This is a genomic window from Actinoallomurus iriomotensis (genome assembly GCF_030269445.1).
Classification (GTDB): domain Bacteria; phylum Actinomycetota; class Actinomycetes; order Streptosporangiales; family Streptosporangiaceae; genus Actinoallomurus; species Actinoallomurus iriomotensis.
Window position 1 is genome coordinate 562,131 of sequence record NZ_BSTJ01000001.1, and the last position, 15,912, is coordinate 578,042.

Consider the following 15,912-nt stretch of genomic DNA (forward strand, 5'->3'; position numbering starts at 1 on the left):
GTCATCGGGTGTACGGGGACCCCGGCGGCCGCAATCCCGCACGCGTCGGTTCGGCTATTCCCGACCGCCGCGGTGAGCATGAGGTGTCGTAAGCGATGACCGAGGTCGTTCTGGATGCGGTGAACAAGGTCTATCCGGATGGTTTCCACGCGGTCCGCGACCTGACCCTGCGCATACCCGACGGCGAGCTGTTCGTCCTGCTCGGGCCCTCCGGATGCGGGAAGTCGACGATCCTGCGGATGGTCGCCGGGCTGGAGGAGATCACCTCGGGCAGCCTCTGGCTCAGCGGACAGCTCGCCAACCATCTCCCGCCGCGCGAGCGGAACCTGGCGATGGTGTTCCAGAACGGCGCGCTTTACCCCCACCGAAACGTTCACGGCAACATTTCGTTCCCTTTGGAGGTCGCGGGCGAGAACGACTCCGACTCGCACGAGCGGATCGTCGAACTGTCGCGCGCGCTCGGCATCGAGGAGACCCTTCACCGGCTTCCGTCCACCCTGTCGGGCGGCCAGCGGCAGCGGGTGGCGATGGGCCGGGCGCTCATCCGCCAGCCCGGGATCTTCCTGATGGACGAACCGCTGTCGAACCTCGACGCCGGCCTGCGCACCGAGCTGCGCATGGAGATCGGCGCGCTCGTACGGTCCCTGGGCGTGACCACGCTGTACGTCACGCACGACCAGACCGAGGCGCTCACGCTCGCGGACCGCGTCGCGATTCTGCGGCGCGGCGTCCTGGAGGACGTCGGCACGCCGCAGCAGGTGTACGACGACCCGGCGACGATGTTCACCGCGGCGTTCCTCAGCGCGCCGCCGATCAACCTGGTCCGCGCCACGGTGCGCGCCGACCAGAACGACGGCGTCACCCTCGGCATCGGCGACCAGCAGCTGAACCTGCCCTGGTCGGACTCACGGGCCACCGCGCTGGTGTCGCAACATGGGGCGTTCGTCACGGTCGGCATCCGCGCCGACGCGATGCGCCCGGACCCGGACGGCCTGATCTCCGGGCGCGTGCGGGCGCTGGAGTTCCACGGGCACGAGTGGCTGGCGCATGTGGAGGCGGGCGTGGTGCTCGTCGACGCGGAGACGTTCCGCGACGACGAGCCGCAGCAGACCCGGCAGGCGGGCCGGCCGGGCGTGCTCCGCCGGCTGCTGCGCACGACGGGGCTCACGGCCGAGGAGGCCCCGGTCAACCCGGTCTCCCACGGCGGCACGCACCGCCGGTCGGACCTGGTCTTCCGCATGGAGAACCGGTCGGGCATCGCGGCGGGCGACACCGTACGCCTGTCGGTCGACACCGAGCGGATGCTCCTGTTCTCCGAGGACGGCCGCCGGGTCGACAAGATCGATCGCTGACGGGTAGCGGCCGGCGCGGTCAGGTCGCCGGGTCCAGCCGAAGCACCGCCGTGCGTCCGACGTGCGGCAGGATCTCCTCGACCGGCGCCTCCGGCGCGAACGGCAGCAGCGGGTCGCGGTACTCCACCTGGGGCAGATAGGTCGCCAGGACGCCGGCGACACCTGGCACCGGCCTCATCGCATGCTGTGAGATTCCTCGAGGTAGGCCATGACGCCCGCCGGCTCCTCGGCGAAGAAGACCAGGTTCGCGAGGGGGCACGGCAAGAACCCCTCGTCCTCCATCCGCCGGAACTGCTCCCTCAGGCCGTCGTAGAAGCCCGCGCTGTTCAGCAGCACCAGCGGCTTGTCGGTCTGGCCGTGTTTCTTCAGCTCCAGGATCTCCGTCGCCTCGTCCAGCGTTCCGGTTCCGCCCACCATGATCACTACCGCGTCGGCCTTCTCCAGCAGCAGCCTCTTGCGCTCGGCCAGGTCTCGCGCGACGACCATGTCGTCCACGCCGGGACGCACCTTGTCGACCAGGAAACGCACCGAGACCCCCATGAGCCGTCCGCCGGCCTGGTGCACTCCGTCCGCCACGACCTTCATCAGGCCCGTGTCGGAGCCGCCCCAGACCAGGGTGTGCCCGCCCTTGCCGATGAGTTCCGCCAGCTCACGGGCGGGTCGGGTGTAGGTCTCGGAAAGGTCCGCCGCGGAGAGGAAGACGCAGATGTTCATGCGGACACCGTAGAACTCGGCCCGTTCACGGCGTGGATCCGTTTCGGCGGCGCAGTTCGTCGCCGAGGGCGCCGATGCAGTTCGCCAGCTCCTTCGTGGACATCGCGGCGGGCGGCTTGCCGCAGCCGGACACGGTCGGTGCGGTCTTCCCGCCCGGGTTCGGCGTGCTGGAGACGTTCACCGTGCGCGGGCTGGTGCGTCCGGTGATGGACAGGTCGACGTAGAACTCCGTGAGCCCCCGCCGGACCCCGTACACGCGCCACATGTCGCCGCCCAGCGGGGTGAACTCCTCCAGGCGGCCGCCGGTGTTGAGGAACGTCGGGTCGATGCCGCGCACGGCGTCGGTGGCCTTGTTCGTCAGGGCGTTGAGGTTGGCGACGTTGGGATCGCCGTCGGGCAGGACGTACAGGTCCATGGCGTTGAGGCGGCCGTCGGCCGCGGCGTCGGCCGGGGAGACGGCGTAGGCGATGAAGGCCTGGCTCTTGCTGGCGTTCGGCGTCAGCGGGGTGACGTAGTACAGGTGGTCGCCGGGGCCGCGGAGCAGGTACTCGGAGGTGTTGCCGCCCTGGACGTCGTCGACCGTGGGCTTGAACCCGAAGGACGCCCGTGACCGCCACTTGCGGCCGGCGGCCCATTCGGTGGCCTGGCGCTGCAGCACGGTCAGGCTCTCGGGGTACGCCGGGCCGGGCAGGTCGCCCGCCCGCACCGTACGGCGGTAGGCGGCGTGGACGCCGTGGTCGCCGGTGAGGACCAGCACGCCGGCGGCGGTCATGACGCTGCGGTTCTTGAACCCGATCTGCCGTTTGACCGGGATGACGATGACGGGCTTGCCGCCCTGGCAGTAGCCCCAGACGTCATTGTCGTCCCACAGCAGGTCGGGGTACTTCTCACCGAGCCAGTTGGGCAGGCTGTTGCCGCGCGCCCCGTGGAAGGCGCGGTCGAAGTCTCCCGGCGCGAAGCGGCACGCGACCTTGACGGTGTTGGAGGCCCCGTCCCAGGACGCGATGCCGTATGTCGGGGTGGCCTTGCCGGAGCCGTCGAGGACCGCGGTCCAGATGCCCGGACCGCTGTCGCCGCCGGGTTTCGGGGGCGCCCCGTACAGGTAGGTGAGGGTGTCCTCCCAGAAGTCGACCTTCGGGGCGGGCGAGGCGGCGTGGGCCATCATCTGCTGGGCCGAGGCGTAGGAGGAGGTGCGGCCCTCCCAGTCGGCGATGCCGGTCAGCTTGTCGACCTGGACGCAGCCCCGTACGTCGGCGGCACCGCGGTAGGAGCATCCGCGCTCTCCCTCCTTGGCGCCGCGCATGAGGTACCCGAGGGAGGCGGGAGGGTTCGCGCCGTCGGTGATGTGCCAGGTCGTGGCGCGGTTGTAGTAGCGGCCCTCGTCCTTGTCGTTGTCCCAGACCACCCGCAGGAACGGTACGGCCAGGACGCCGAGCGCGGCGATGACGGCCACGGTGGCGATGGCGCCGGAGGAGCGGGCCCCGTTGTCGTCGGCGACCACGATGACGGCGGTGCCGATCAGGCCGACGGCGACCCAGAACCAGAACAGGCCGGTGGCGTGGCTCAGCGTGCCGCCGGGCAGCCACATGCGCTGCACGACGGTGAGCCGCCACCACTGCGACCACGTCCCCATGCCGGAGAGCCCGTACCGCAGGAGGATCCAGAACAGGAACGCGCCCACGGGCATCCAGGCCCACCAGAGCAGGAGCCCGGAGAAGCGCGCCTTGAAAAGGTTCATGTGGCCGCCTTGGGGTCGAGGGGTACGGTCCTGATCTACCACCAATGGCTCGGGAGGGCTCCCGGCGCGGGGGCCTCGTTCTTTGACCGTGCCCCGGCCTCCGGGGTTCCGGCGGACACCGTTTCCGCTGTGAAATTCCTGTTACATCGTCGGCCGGGCCATTCACCTGGTACGACGTCCGGGGTTAGCGTCCCTGTGTGCTCATCACCCCGCACGAGCAGGAACGCCTGCTCATCCACGTGGCGGCCGGTCTCGCCCGCGACCGCCGCGGCCGAGGGCTGCGGCTCAACCATCCCGAGGCGACCGCGATCATCGCCGCGTACGTCCTGGAGGGCGCGCGCGACGGCCGCGGGGTCGCCGACCTCATGGAGGCCGGCCGCACCGTGCTCACGCGCGAGGACGTGATGGACGGCGTCCCGGAGATGCTGGAGTCGGTGCAGGTCGAGGCGACGTTCCCCGACGGCACCAAGCTCGTCACCGTCCACCGGCCCATCCCATGAGCGAGCGGAGCGAGCGAATCGACAAGCACAGCCCGCTGGTGATCGCTCCTCCGACGAAGGAGGACTCATGAGCGTTCCGGGAGAGGTGGTGCCGGGTGAGGGGACGGTCGCGCTGAACCCCGGCCGTCCGCGTACGACGCTGACGGTGGTCAACACCGGCGACCGGCCCGTGCAGGTCGGGTCGCACTACCACTTCGCCCAGGCCAACGACGCGCTCGCGTTCGACCGGGAGGCCGCTCGCGGGCTCCGGCTCGACGTGCCCGCCGGCACCGCGGTGCGGTTCGAGCCGGGCATCGCCCGGGAGGTCTCCCTGGTCCCGCTCGCCGGCCGCCGGCTCGTACCCGGGCTGCGCCATGACTGAGATCTCGCGCGAGCGCTACGCCCAGCTGTACGGGCCGACCACGGGCGACCGCGTGCGGCTGGCCGACACCGACCTGTTCATCGAGGTCACCGAGGACCTGAGCCGGGGCGAGGGCGCGGGCGACGAGGCGGTGTTCGGCGGCGGCAAGGTCATCCGCGAGTCGATGGGCCAGGGTGTCGCCACGCGGGCCGAGGGCGCGCCCGACCTGGTGATCACGGGCGTCGTGGTGCTGGACCACTGGGGCGTCGTCAAGGCCGACGTGGGGGTGCGCGACGGCCGGATCGTCGCGCTCGGCAAGGCCGGCAACCCGGACACGATGGACGGGGTGCACCCGGACCTGGTGATCGGGCCGTCCACCGAGATCCTGGCCGGCAACGGCCGGATCCTCACCGCCGGGGCGGTCGACTCCCACGTTCACCTGATCTGCCCGCAGCTCGTCGCGGAGGCGCTCGGCGCCGGGGTGACGACGCTCGTGGGCGGCGGCACCGGCCCGGCGGAGGGCACGAAGGCGACGACCGTCACGCCCGGTTCGTGGCACCTGGCCCGGATGTTGGAGGCGATGGACCCCTACCCGGTCAACGTCGCGCTGCTCGGCAAGGGCAACACGGTGTCGGAGGAGGCCATGTGGGAGGCGCTGCGCGGCGGCGCGTCCGGCTTCAAGCTGCACGAGGACTGGGGGTCGACCCCGGCCGCGATCGACGCGTGCCTGCGCGTCGCCGACGCCTCCGGCGTGCAGGTGGCGCTGCACTCCGACACCCTCAACGAGGCCGGGTACGTCGAGTCGACGCTGAACGCGATCGGCGGCCGGTCGATCCACGCGTACCACACCGAGGGCGCGGGCGGCGGGCACGCTCCGGACATCATCACGGTCGCCGCGCACCCGAACGTCCTGCCGTCCTCGACCAATCCGACCCGGCCGCACACGGTGAACACGCTCGACGAGCACCTCGACATGCTCATGGTGTGCCACCACCTCAACCCGTCGGTGCCGGAGGACCTGGCGTTCGCCGAGTCGCGGATCCGCCCGACGACCATGGCGGCCGAGGACGCCCTGCACGACCTGGGCGCGATCTCGATGATCGGCTCGGACTCCCAGGCGATGGGCCGCATCGGCGAGACCGTGATCCGCACCTGGCAGACCGCGCACGTCATGAAGGGGCACCGCGGCGGGCTCGACGACAACCTGCGCGCCCGGCGCTACGTCGCCAAGTACACGATCTGCCCGGCGATCGCGCACGGCCTGGACGCGGAGGTCGGCTCGGTGGAGGTGGGCAAGCTCGCCGACCTGGTGCTGTGGGAGCCGGCGTTCTTCGGCGTACGACCGCACGTGGTGCTCAAGGGCGGCATGATCGCCTGGGGTCAGATGGGCGACGCGAACGCCTCGATCCCGACGCCGCAGCCGGTGTTCCCCCGGCCGATGTGGGGCGCCACGGCGGCGCCCGCCACCTCGGTGCACTTCGTCGCGCCCGCGGCCCTGGACGACGGCCTGGCCGACCGGCTGGCCGTACGGCGGCGGCTCGTCGCGGTCGGCGACACCCGGCGGCTGGGCAAGGCGGACATGCCGCTCAACGACGCGCTGCCCGAGATCAAGGTCGACCCGGACACGTTCACCGTGACCGTCGACGGCGACGAGGTCGAGCCGGCGCCCGCGGCCGAGCTGCCGATGGCCCAGCGGTACTTCCTGTTCTGATGGACGCCGCGCTGCTCCTCCTCGCCGACTCGCGGCTCCCCGCGGGCGGGCACGCGCACTCCGGCGGGCTGGAGCCGGCCGTCACCGCCGGGGTCGTACGGGACCTGCCCACGCTGGCGGACTTCCTGCGCGGCCGGCTGGCCACCGCGGGCCTGGTCGCGGCCGGGCTGGCCGCGGCGGCGTGCGCGGGCGGCCGGCCGGGGCTGGACGCCGAGGCGGACGCGCGCACGCCCTCCCCCGCGCAGCGGCACGCGTCGCTCGCGCAGGGGCGGGCGCTGCTGCGGGCCGCGCGCGCCGCCTGGCCGCACCCGGCGCTGGAGGAACTCGGGCCGTCGCACCATCCGGTCGTGCTCGGCACCGTCGTCCGTGTCGCGGGCGGCACGCCCGCGCAGGCCGCGGCGATCGCGGCGTACGGCGCGGTGACCGGGCCCGCCTCGGCGGCCGTGCGCCTGCTCGGCCTCGACCCGCTCGGCGTCCAGCGGGTGCTCGCGGACCTGGCCGGGCGGATCGACGCGACCGCCGCCGAGGCCGCCGAGAGCGTACGGGCGGGCGTCCTGCCCGCGGCGTCCGCGCCCGCCCTCGACCTGTTCGCCGAGCTGCACCGGCAGGCCGACCTGCGCCTGTTCGAATCCTGAAATCGGGGGGATCTTGTCATGGGACTCGACCACAGCCACGACACCGTTGCGGCGGAGCCGCACCGAGAGCTCCGTGAGACGAAGCCGCACCGGGCGCTCCGGCTCGGCATCGGCGGGCCGGTCGGCAGCGGCAAGACCGCGCTGACCGCCGCGCTGTGCCGCCTGCTCCGCGACGAGCTCGACCTGGCCGTGGTCACCAACGACATCTACACGACCGAGGACGCCGACTTCCTGCGGCGCAACGCCGTGCTGGACGACGACCGGATCGAGGCGGTCCGCACCGGCTGCTGCCCGCACACGGCGATCCGCGACGACATCTCGGCCAACCTCGACGCGGTGGAGCTGCTGGAGGAACGCCACGGACCGCTCGACCTGGTCATCGTCGAGAGCGGCGGCGACAACCTGACCGCGACGTTCAGCCGCGGGCTGGCCGACCGGCAGATCTTCGTGCTGGACGTGTCCGGCGGCGACAAGGTGCCGCGCAAGGGCGGCCCCGGCGTGACAACGGCCGACCTGTTGGTGGTGAACAAGATCGATCTCGCCCCGCTGGTCGGCGCCGACCTCGACGTGATGGCCCGCGACGCCGAGCGTGTACGCGGCGGCCTGCCGATCGCGTTCACGTCGCTGCGCGAGTCGCCGGACGTGCCGGAGGTGGCCGACTGGGTGCGGAGCGCCGTACGGGAGCGGACCCCGGCGTGAACTTCGCGTCGCGCGCGGCGGTGGCCGCGGTGCGGGCACCGGACGGCCGGACGCGGGTGACCCGGCTCCGCTCGGACGGTCCGCTCGCGCTGCGCGAGTCGGGCGGCGCGGTGTACCTCGTGGGCGCGGGCGCGGGCCCGCTCGGCGGCGACGACCTGGAGCTGACCATCGACGTCGGCCCGGACGCGTGCCTCGCGGTGCGCTCGGCCGCCGCGTCGCTGGTGCTGCCGGGCCGCCGGCCGGGCCCCTCCCGGCTGGCCGTACGGGCCCGCGTCGCGGCGGGCGCGCGGCTGGTCTTCGAGCCGGAGCCGGCCATCGCCGCCGCGGGCTGCGACCACCGGGCCCTCGCGGAGGTGACCCTGGAGCGCGGCGCGACGCTGACCTGGCGCGAGGAGATCGTCCTCGGCCGCCACGGCGAACGCCCGGGCCGCTACGTGAGCCGCTTCGACGTGACGTACGACGGCCTGCCGCTGCTGCACCACGAGTTGCGGGTGGATGAGAACGCGACCAGCGCCGCCGTCCTCGGCGCCGCGAAGGCGGCGGGCACGGTCCTGCTCGCGGGAGAGGACCTGACGCGGGAGCCGTACGCCGCCGAGGGCCTGGGGGTACTGCCGCTGGCGGGCCCGGCGGTGCTGGTCACGGCACTCGCCGAGGACACCGTACGCCTCCGCGACCGGCTGACCCGCGGAACCGCCGAGGCGCGACTCGCCGCCGGGATCGAGGACCCGCCTCAAAGCCCTCCTACGACCCGTGCGGCCGTGTCGCGGGATGCAGGTGCCGTCGCAGGAACCGCGCCTGATGGCGGAGCAGGTCGGCGGTGACCAGCGAGCCGATCGCCTCGTGGCCGGCGCCGGGCAGGAGCAGTACCTCGTGCGGGCGACCCGCGGCCAGCAACGCGCCGGACAGGCGCAACGTGTTCGCCACGTGCACCTTCTCGTCCGCGAGGCCGTGCATGAGCAGCAGCGGGCGGGTCAGGCGGGGCGCCTCGGCCACCAGCGAGCACGCCTCGTACCGCTCGGGGAACGCCTCCGGATGACCGAGGAACCGCTCACGCCACTGGGCGTGGTAGAGCCGCTGGTCGGTGACGCCGGCCCCCGCCACCGCGGCGTGGAAGACGTCTGGACGGCGCAGGACGGCCAGCGCGGCGAGCGAGCCGCCGAAGGACCAGCCGCGGATGCCGACCCGGCCGGGGTCGAGGTCCGGCCGGAGCCGCACGGCCTCCCGTACCGCGGTCACCTGGTCCTCCAGCGCGGGCCCGAACAGGTCGCCGTGGACCTCGCGTTCCCAGGCGGGTCCGCGCCCCGGTGTTCCCCTCCCGTCCACGACCAGCACGGCGAAGCCCTGCTCGGCGAACCACTGCGAGACCAGGCACCGCCAGTCGAGCTCGGCGGTGACCCGCTGCCGGCCCGCGCCCGCGTACGGGTCGAGCAGGACCGGCAGCCGCCCGTCGCCGGGCCGGTGCCAGGAGGGCAGGTACAGCGCGGCACGCAGCTCACGCGGCCCGAGCACGAGCCGCGTCGCGTGGACGTCCAGCGGCGGCCGTTCCGCCTTCGACGGAATCGGGACGGCCCGCCCCGCCCGCCGTACCTCGACCCGCCCGCCGGGCCGGTCTCCCGCCCGCGTGACGTGCACGAGCGTCCCGTCCCGTAGCGTGCCCGCGTGCACGCCCGGCTCCGTGCTCAGCCGCCGGACGCCCGCTCCGGGGCGATGGAGCCACAGGTGGGTCTCGGCCGGTTCGTCGGAGGCGGCGAACAGGACGTCGTCGCCGTCCACGCCGAGCACGGCCCGCAGCTGGAGCCCCGGTGGCGTGACGGCGACTCCCCCGACGGTCAGGTGCCGGGTGCCCCGCAGGTCGGCGTGGGCGACGATCGCGCCGGACCCGGTGCGTACCGGCAGGCCGGGAACGAGCTGCACCCAGCACGCGTCGCGCTGTTCGGCGAGGAGCGTCGTCCGGCCGCCGGCCGGGTCGATCCCGAAGAACCGGACGGTGCGCTGGTCGCGCGACTGCACGACGGCGTACGGGCCGTGGTCGTCCCATCCGCAGCCCGGCACGTACTCGAAGGCCCGCCGGTCCCATCGCGCCTCGGTCCGCGAGCCGTCGAGGCCGGCGATCCACAGAGTGACCTCGGGACCGGGCATGCCGGCCGCCGCGTAGCGCACGGCGCGCGGCGCGGCGGCCGGGTCGTCGGCCCGTCCGGCGACGTGCCACACCGCGACGCCCGCCGAGTCGACCCGCGTGACCAGCAACCGTTCGCCGTCCGGGTCCCACCAGAAACCGCGCGAGGCGTCCGGTGACCCGATCCCGAAGGTCACCTCCGGCCCGTCCGGCGCCGCGACCAGGCGGTCGCCGGTCCCGTCCGCCTCGATCACCCGCAGCGCGTCGCCGGAGACGTACGCGATCCGGCGGCCGGTGGGGTCGGGCCACGGGTCGGCGGCGTGGTCGCGGGCGGGCAGGCGCCGTACGGGCCCGCCGGCGACGTTCACCGTCCACAGCCCGCCCGCCAGCGTGAACGCGACGAGCCCTCCGCTCGCGTCGGTCGCGTAGTCATCGATCCCGCGTGCCAGACCGCCCGGGTCGGCCAGCAGCCGTTCCGTCCCCGAGTCCAGGTCCAGCGCCCACAGGCAGGTCGCCGGGTCGTCGCCCGCGCGGCCGCGCAGGAAGACCACCGTCCCGCCGCCGGCGCAGACCGTGAACCGTTCCGGGACGCCCAGCGTGAACCGCCGCGTACGGAAGATCAGGTCGGGCAGGGAGGGCTGGGTCATCGGCGCAACCCTGCCACAGCGCCCGGCGATCCGCCAGCTCCAACTGAACAGCTCCAACTGGACAGTTCAGGCTGAAGGATCTACCGTGTGGGTCATGGATGAGATCACCGCGGATGTCACCGAGTCGGCCGTCCGCGCCGCGCACGAGGTCCGGACGGTGTTCAGCCGCCTGCGCCGGCGGCTGAAGGAGTCCTACGACAACGAAGGGCTCACGCCGTCGCAGACGTCGGCGCTCAGCAGGCTGAGCAAGGAGGGTCCCGCGTCGGCGAGCGACCTGGCCGCGGCCGAACGGGTCCGCCCGCAGTCGATGGCCGCGACGCTCGCGGTCCTGGAGGAGCGCGGCCTGATCCAGCGCCGCCCCGACCCCGGCGACGGGCGTCGCCAGCTCGTCTCGCCGACCGACGGCGGACGCGCGTTCCTGGAGGACAAGCGGCGCGCGGGCGAGGAATGGCTGGCCCGCGCCCTGCAGGACGCCTGCACCGAGCGGGAGCGCGCGACCATCCTCGAGGCGATGGCGCTCCTCGACCGGCTCGTGCGCTGATGAGCACGAGAGTCACCCGACGCCCGTACACCCGCTCCCCGGAGACGTTCGACCGGCGGCTCCTCGCCCCGATGATCCTCGGATCGATCCTCAACCCGGTCAACTCCTCGATCATCGCGGTCGCGCTGGTGCCGATCGGCGCCGCACTCGGGGCACCGCCGTCGCAGACGGCATGGCTGGTCTCCGCGCTCTACCTGGCCACGTCGATCGGCCAGCCCGTGGTGGGCCGGTTGATCGACCTGTACGGCCCGCGCCTGCTGTTCCTCGTCGGCACCTCCCTCACGGGGATCGCCGGGCTCGTCGGCCTCCTCGCGCCCAATCTGGGCGTGCTGGTCGTCGCGCGGGTCCTGCTCGGGTTCGGCACGTGCGCCGGCTTTCCGGCCGCGATGTCGCTCATCCGCAGCGAGGCGGAGCGGACCGGCCGGGAGAGCCCGGCCGGCGTCCTGACCGCCCTCGCGGTGTCCAGCCAGACCATCGCCGTCATCGGCCCCTCCCTGGGCGGCCTGCTGATCGGCCTGGGCGGATGGCGCACCACCTTCGCCGTCAACATCCCGCTGGCCGCGGCCGGCCTCGTCCTGGGCCTGCTGCGCCTGCCCAGGACGCCACGGCCGGAACGCGGACCGGACGACCGGTCGGGCCTGGACTTCCCGGGCATGGCGCTGTTCGCCGCGATGCTGATCTCGCTGCTGTTCTTCCTGATGAACCCGGGGCTCACCTACTGGTACCTGCCGGTGGTGACCGTCCTGGCGGCGGCCGCCTTCGCGTTCGTCGAGCTGCGGCGGGAGGAGCCGTTCATCGACCTGCGCGTCCTCGGCGGCAACCTGCCCCTGCTGGCCACGTACGCCCGCACCCTGCTGGCCTACGTCGTCTCCTACTCCTTCCTGTACGGCTACACGCAGTGGCTGGAGCAGGGACGCGGCCTGTCGTCGTCCCAGGCCGGGCTCATGCAGCTGCCGCTGTTCCTGACCGGGATCCTCGTCTCGACCACGACCGGCCGCCGCAAGGAGATCCGCGGCAAGCTCCTCGTCGGCGCCGCCTGCCAGCTCGTCGCCTGCGCGCTGCTGACCGCGTTCGGCTCGCACAGCGCGATCTGGATCCTCGTCGCGGTCGCGCTCGTCTTCGGCGTCCCGCAGGGCCTGAACAGCCTCGCCCTGCAGAACTCCGTCTACCACCAGGCGGAGCCGGCGCGCATGGGCTCCTCGGCCGGACTGCTGCGCACGTTCATGTACCTCGGCGCGATCGTGTCCGCCGCCGCCACCGGCGCCTTCTTCCCCCATCGCGCCGACACGGCCGGCCTGCACCACCTGGCCTGGTTCATGCTCGCCGTCTCGGCGCTGTTCCTGGCCATCACCGTGGCCGACCGCTCGCTGCGTCGGATCGGCCGTACGGCGCGGCCCGACTGACCCGCCCCGCTGTCACGCGAGGCGTCGATGAGAACACCCACTGGAAAGGCATCCATGAGCGACACAGCCCTGCTCGTGATGGACGTGCAGCAAGGCATCATGAACCGCGTCACGGACCCGGACTACGCGACCCGCGTGGCCCGCGCGGTCGCCACCGCCCGCGACGCGGGCGTCCCCGTCCTGCACGTGGTCATCGGCTTCCGCCCCGGCTCCCCGAAGGCGAACGAACGCAACAAGGCCTTCGGCGCCCTCCCGCCGGACGTCTTCACCGACGACGACCCGGGCAGCGCCATCCACGAGGCCGTCGCCCCCCGGCCGGACGAACCGGTGATCACCAAGAAACGCGTCAGCGCGTTCGCGGGCAGCGACCTGGAACTGGTCCTGCGCACCCACGGGATCGAGCATCTCGTCCTGACCGGCGTCGCCACCAGCGGCGTGGTCCTGTCCACCCTGCGCCAGGCCGCGGACCTGGACTACCGCCTCACCGTCCTGACCGACGCCTGTCACGACCCGGACCCGGAGGTCCACCGCGTCCTGACGGAGAAGGTCTTCCCCCGCCAGGCCGACGTCGTCACCATCGAAGAGTGGGCCAAGACCCTGACCTGACCGCTCCTTCCGCCGGGGAGACGGATCCGGCTTTCAGGTAGCCGTCTCCCCGAGAGATCGCCCGGAACCCCTCGCCTTGGAGCCGCTCAGCGGCGAGGCGCCGACCGGATGAGGCAGCGGGCGGCGTCGCGCGCGTCGGCTCCGGGCGCGGGGTCGCCGGAGTCGATCGCCGCGACCGTGACGGCGCCCTCGATGAGCAGGAGAAGCTGCCGGGCCAGCCGTCCGGGTTCGGCCGGCGGCGGGTCGAGCTCGGCGAGGCGTTCGGCGAGCAGTTCGCGGTAGCGGTCGAGGTGCGCGCGGCCGAGAGCGGTCACCTCGGGGTCCCGGGCGCGGGTGTCGGTGACGGTGTTCACGACCACGCAGCCGTGGTAGTCGGCCTGGCCGAACCAGGTGGCGAGGAGGTCGAACACGGCCAGCACGCGCTCCTCGCCCGCGGGGGCGTCGGCGGTCTCCCGGCGCAGCCAGGCGTGCACCCGCTCGGAGCGTTCGACGAGCATCGCCGCGACGAGCCGCTGCTTGGACCCGAAGTTGCGGTAGAGGCTCAGCTTGGACGCTCCGGCCTCGGCCGCGATGTCGTTGACGCCCACGGCGTGCACACCGTGCGCGTAGAACAGCCGGGTCGCGGCGTCGAGAATGCGCGCCCGCGTCGCGGCCGGATCGAGCGGCTCACCCTTGGCGACCGGCATGACCACTTCCCGTCTCTTGTCGGACCGGTAGATGATACCGCCCGGTTCCATAGATGGTCCCGATCGGTATCATCTCTCCCATGGAGATCAACGAAGTACCGACGCGACAGGAGCCCGCCGCCGGCACGACCGGCCCGCCCGTACGGCGGCTGTGGTCGGCGGTGCTGTGCGGTTACCTGGCGTTCGGCGCGACGTTGCAGGCGTTGCCGGGCTACGTCATCGAGCGGTTCACCGGCGGCACCGTCGCCGCGGGCTGGGCGGTCGGCATCGCCTTCGCGGCGACCGCGCTCGGCCGGCCCTGGGCCGGGCGGGCCGGAGACGCCGGCCGTTCCCGTCCGGTGGTGCTGGCCGGTGGGCTCCTGATCGCCCTCGGCGCGCTCGGGCACCTCCTCGCCCCCGACCTGGCCGTACTGCTGCTCGCACGGGTCGTCATGGGGGCCGGCGAGGCGGCCGTGTTCTCGGCGGCGTTGCCGTGGGTCCTCACCGGAACTCCGCCGGAGCGGCGCGGCCGGGTGGCGGGCTGGTTCGGGCTGTCCATGTGGGGCGGGCTCGCCGCGGGGCCGCTGGTCGCGATCGCGGCCGGTTCCGGCGGGCCGCGCGCGGTGTGGTGGACCGTGCTCGGCCTCGGCCTGGCCTGCGCGCTGCTGGTCGTCACCACCGGGCCCCAGCCCGTGCACGAGGACCGGCCCGCGTTCCGGCCCCGCGGCCTCCGCGACCTGGTGCCCGCCGGAGCGGTGCTGCCCGGCCTCGGGCTCGGGCTCAGCGCGTACGGCTACGGCACCGTCACCACGCTGCTCGTGCTGTACCTGACCTCGGGCGGGCACGGCGGGCAGAACGCCGCACTCGCCGTCTTCGCCGGAGCGTTCCTGGTCACCCGCTGGCTCGGCAGCCCCCGGGTGGACCGCCACGGCGGGACGCGAGTCGCGTTCGTCGTCCTGACGATCGAGAGCGCCGGCCTTCTCCTGGTCGCGCGGTCGCCGGATCCGGTGACCGCGCTGCCGGGAGCGGCCCTCGTCGGCGTCGGGCTGAGCCTGATGTTCCCCGCCACCGTCGCGATGACCCTGGCCCGCTCCGGGCCGGTGCGCCCGGGCGTCTCGGTCGGGCTGACGACCAGCTTCTGGGACCTCGGCATTCTCGTGGCCGGACCCACCGCCGGCCTGATCAGCGCCCACGTCGGCGACCGGGCCGCGTTCCTCACCGCCGCGGCGGCCGCCGCCCTCGCGCTCGTCGTCACCTTCGCCCTCCGCCGCGGAGCGGCCCCGCGGAAAATCGGGTGCGGTGCGTGCGCGTCCGGCCTACGGTCCGGCACATGAGCGAGACCGGCCGTCCCTGGCGTGCGCGCGTCCCGGAGGTCGTACGGAACAAGGCGCTGGCGTCCGGTGCCACGCGGTGGCTCGAGAAGCTTCCCTCGCTGGTCGCGGACCTGTCACGGGAGTGGGACATCGGCGTGGGCGCGCCTTATCCGGACGCGACCGAGGCGCTCGTGTCCGAGGCCACGCTGGCCGACGGCACGCCCGCCGTGCTGAAGCTGTGCGTTCCGCGCGTCGTCGAGGCCGCCCGGAACGAGATCACCGTGCTGCGCCTGACCGGCGGAGAGGGCTGCGTACGCCTGCTGCGCGCCGATCCCGACCGCGGCGCGCTGCTGCTCGAACGCCTCGGCCGCCCGCTGTCCCGGCTCTCCCTCCCGCTCCGCCGGCGGCAGGAGATCCTGTGCGCGGCCGCCGTACGGATCTGGCGCCCGGCGCCCGGCTGCGGCCTGCCGACCGGCGCGGACAAGGGCCGGTGGCTGGCCGACTACGTCGAGCGGACGTGGGAGGAACTCGACCGCCCGTGCGCCGCACGCACCGTCGCCCACGCGCTCGCCTGCGCACGCCACCGTACCGAGGCCCACGACGACGAACGCGCCGTGCTCGTCCACGGCGACGTGCACCAGTGGAACGCCCTGGAGACGGACGGGGGCTTCAAACTGGTCGACCCCGACGGCCTCCTGGCCGAGCCGGAGTACGACCTGGGCATCCTGATGCGCGAGGACCCGGTCGAACTCCTGACCGGCGACCCTCGCGAACGCGCCCGGTGGCTGGCCCACCGTCACGACCTCGACGCGGAGGCCATCTGGGAGTGGGGCGCCATCGAACGCGTGGCGACGGGCCTCCTCTGCACGAAGATCGATTTTCAGCCACTGGGCCGCCAGATGCTGACCACCGCCGACCGCCTCACCGAGTGA

17 protein-coding genes are annotated in these 15,912 nt (G+C 73.4%); 12 read left to right on the top strand and 5 right to left on the bottom strand.

The annotated features are described in order from the left end of the window. Positions 1–95: 95 nt before the first annotated feature. A complete protein-coding gene (locus QSK37_RS02590; RefSeq protein WP_285617232.1) occupies positions 96–1,352 on the top strand; it encodes an ABC transporter ATP-binding protein in 1,257 nt (418 codons plus the stop codon). Positions 1,353–1,371: 19 nt separating this feature from the next. Here QSK37_RS02590 and QSK37_RS02595 read toward each other — a convergent pair whose 3' ends face one another. From QSK37_RS02595 to QSK37_RS02605, 3 genes are read right to left on the bottom strand one after another with little or no spacing between them, the layout of a single operon-like run. After that, positions 1,372–1,521 (bottom strand): hypothetical protein, encoded by a 150-nt coding sequence (locus QSK37_RS02595; RefSeq protein WP_285617233.1) that lies wholly within the window; start codon positions 1,519–1,521, stop codon positions 1,372–1,374. A gap of 5 nt (positions 1,522–1,526) precedes the next feature. After that, positions 1,527–2,066 (bottom strand): LOG family protein, encoded by a 540-nt coding sequence (locus QSK37_RS02600; protein ID WP_285617234.1) that lies wholly within the window; start codon positions 2,064–2,066, stop codon positions 1,527–1,529. Positions 2,067–2,091: 25 nt separating this feature from the next. Further along, positions 2,092–3,804, bottom strand: coding sequence for a hypothetical protein (locus QSK37_RS02605; RefSeq protein ID WP_285617236.1), 1,713 nt, complete (start codon positions 3,802–3,804; stop codon positions 2,092–2,094). 197 nt (positions 3,805–4,001) lie between these two features. On the opposite strand from QSK37_RS02605, the gene QSK37_RS02610 reads away from it, so the two are divergent. The 6 genes from QSK37_RS02610 (at position 4,002) to QSK37_RS02635 (ending at position 8,510) form a co-directional block, all read left to right on the top strand. Next, positions 4,002–4,304: an urease subunit gamma gene (locus QSK37_RS02610; protein ID WP_285617237.1), complete on the top strand. Its 303-nt coding sequence runs from the start codon at positions 4,002–4,004 to the stop codon at positions 4,302–4,304. 67 nt (positions 4,305–4,371) lie between these two features. Continuing rightward, positions 4,372–4,665, top strand: a complete 294-nt coding sequence (locus QSK37_RS02615; RefSeq protein ID WP_285617238.1) for an urease subunit beta — start codon at positions 4,372–4,374, stop codon at positions 4,663–4,665. Next, on the top strand, positions 4,658–6,355 hold the full coding sequence (locus QSK37_RS02620) for an urease subunit alpha (RefSeq protein WP_285617240.1): 1,698 nt from the start codon (positions 4,658–4,660) through the stop codon (positions 6,353–6,355). The genes QSK37_RS02615 and QSK37_RS02620 overlap by 8 nt, the downstream gene beginning before the upstream one ends. Then, on the top strand, positions 6,355–6,990 hold the full coding sequence (locus QSK37_RS02625) for an urease accessory protein UreF (protein ID WP_285617242.1): 636 nt from the start codon (positions 6,355–6,357) through the stop codon (positions 6,988–6,990). The genes QSK37_RS02620 and QSK37_RS02625 overlap by 1 nt, the downstream gene beginning before the upstream one ends. A gap of 18 nt (positions 6,991–7,008) precedes the next feature. Continuing rightward, positions 7,009–7,689, top strand: coding sequence for an urease accessory protein UreG (ureG, locus tag QSK37_RS02630; RefSeq protein ID WP_285617244.1), 681 nt, complete (start codon positions 7,009–7,011; stop codon positions 7,687–7,689). Beyond that, positions 7,686–8,510, top strand: a complete 825-nt coding sequence (locus tag QSK37_RS02635) for an urease accessory protein UreD (RefSeq protein WP_285617246.1) — start codon at positions 7,686–7,688, stop codon at positions 8,508–8,510. The genes ureG and QSK37_RS02635 overlap by 4 nt, the downstream gene beginning before the upstream one ends. Here QSK37_RS02635 and QSK37_RS02640 read toward each other — a convergent pair. Then, entirely contained in the window at positions 8,431–10,452 is a 2,022-nt protein-coding gene (locus QSK37_RS02640) for a S9 family peptidase (RefSeq protein WP_285617248.1), read from the bottom strand. The two genes, QSK37_RS02635 and QSK37_RS02640, sit on opposite strands and share 80 nt — an antisense overlap. 94 nt (positions 10,453–10,546) lie before the next feature. On the opposite strand from QSK37_RS02640, the gene QSK37_RS02645 reads away from it, so the two are divergent. From QSK37_RS02645 to QSK37_RS02655, 3 genes are read left to right on the top strand one after another with little or no spacing between them, the layout of a single operon-like run. Further along, positions 10,547–10,993, top strand: a complete 447-nt coding sequence (locus tag QSK37_RS02645) for a MarR family winged helix-turn-helix transcriptional regulator (RefSeq protein ID WP_285567089.1) — start codon at positions 10,547–10,549, stop codon at positions 10,991–10,993. Continuing rightward, positions 10,993–12,396 carry an MFS transporter gene (locus tag QSK37_RS02650; RefSeq protein ID WP_285617249.1) on the top strand — a complete coding sequence of 468 codons (1,404 nt, stop codon included), beginning with the start codon at positions 10,993–10,995 and terminating at the stop codon, positions 12,394–12,396. Before QSK37_RS02645 ends, QSK37_RS02650 begins: the two co-directional genes overlap by 1 nt. Positions 12,397–12,450: 54 nt before the next feature. Further along, positions 12,451–13,002 (top strand): cysteine hydrolase family protein, encoded by a 552-nt coding sequence (locus QSK37_RS02655; protein ID WP_285617250.1) that lies wholly within the window; start codon positions 12,451–12,453, stop codon positions 13,000–13,002. 86 nt (positions 13,003–13,088) lie between these two features. Here QSK37_RS02655 and QSK37_RS02660 read toward each other — a convergent pair whose 3' ends face one another. Next, positions 13,089–13,739, bottom strand: a complete 651-nt coding sequence (locus tag QSK37_RS02660; protein WP_285617251.1) for a TetR/AcrR family transcriptional regulator — start codon at positions 13,737–13,739, stop codon at positions 13,089–13,091. Positions 13,740–13,768: 29 nt separating this feature from the next. Between QSK37_RS02660 and QSK37_RS02665 the strand changes: the two genes are divergently transcribed. Next, positions 13,769–15,001, top strand: a complete 1,233-nt coding sequence (locus tag QSK37_RS02665) for an MFS transporter (RefSeq protein ID WP_285617252.1) — start codon at positions 13,769–13,771, stop codon at positions 14,999–15,001. Then, on the top strand, positions 14,998–15,912 hold the full coding sequence (locus QSK37_RS02670; RefSeq protein WP_285617254.1) for an aminoglycoside phosphotransferase family protein: 915 nt from the start codon (positions 14,998–15,000) through the stop codon (positions 15,910–15,912). The genes QSK37_RS02665 and QSK37_RS02670 overlap by 4 nt, the downstream gene beginning before the upstream one ends.

Excerpts from the sequence above, each read along its gene's own strand:
- QSK37_RS02590 (WP_285617232.1), top strand. The coding sequence starts at position 96 with ATGACCGAGGTCGTTCTGGATGCGGTGAACAAGGTCTATCCGGATGGT.
- QSK37_RS02600 (WP_285617234.1), bottom strand. The coding sequence starts at position 2,066 with ATGAACATCTGCGTCTTCCTCTCCGCGGCGGACCTTTCCGAGACCTAC.
- QSK37_RS02605 (WP_285617236.1), bottom strand. The coding sequence starts at position 3,804 with ATGAACCTTTTCAAGGCGCGCTTCTCCGGGCTCCTGCTCTGGTGGGCC.
- QSK37_RS02615 (WP_285617238.1), top strand. The coding sequence starts at position 4,372 with ATGAGCGTTCCGGGAGAGGTGGTGCCGGGTGAGGGGACGGTCGCGCTG.
- QSK37_RS02620 (WP_285617240.1), top strand. The coding sequence starts at position 4,658 with ATGACTGAGATCTCGCGCGAGCGCTACGCCCAGCTGTACGGGCCGACC.
- QSK37_RS02625 (WP_285617242.1), top strand. The coding sequence starts at position 6,355 with ATGGACGCCGCGCTGCTCCTCCTCGCCGACTCGCGGCTCCCCGCGGGC.
- ureG (WP_285617244.1), top strand. The coding sequence starts at position 7,009 with ATGGGACTCGACCACAGCCACGACACCGTTGCGGCGGAGCCGCACCGA.
- QSK37_RS02640 (WP_285617248.1), bottom strand. The coding sequence starts at position 10,452 with ATGACCCAGCCCTCCCTGCCCGACCTGATCTTCCGTACGCGGCGGTTC.
- QSK37_RS02645 (WP_285567089.1), top strand. The coding sequence starts at position 10,547 with ATGGATGAGATCACCGCGGATGTCACCGAGTCGGCCGTCCGCGCCGCG.
- QSK37_RS02650 (WP_285617249.1), top strand. The coding sequence starts at position 10,993 with ATGAGCACGAGAGTCACCCGACGCCCGTACACCCGCTCCCCGGAGACG.
- QSK37_RS02655 (WP_285617250.1), top strand. The coding sequence starts at position 12,451 with ATGAGCGACACAGCCCTGCTCGTGATGGACGTGCAGCAAGGCATCATG.
- QSK37_RS02660 (WP_285617251.1), bottom strand. The coding sequence starts at position 13,739 with ATGGAACCGGGCGGTATCATCTACCGGTCCGACAAGAGACGGGAAGTG.
- QSK37_RS02665 (WP_285617252.1), top strand. The coding sequence starts at position 13,769 with ATGGAGATCAACGAAGTACCGACGCGACAGGAGCCCGCCGCCGGCACG.
- QSK37_RS02670 (WP_285617254.1), top strand. The coding sequence starts at position 14,998 with ATGAGCGAGACCGGCCGTCCCTGGCGTGCGCGCGTCCCGGAGGTCGTA.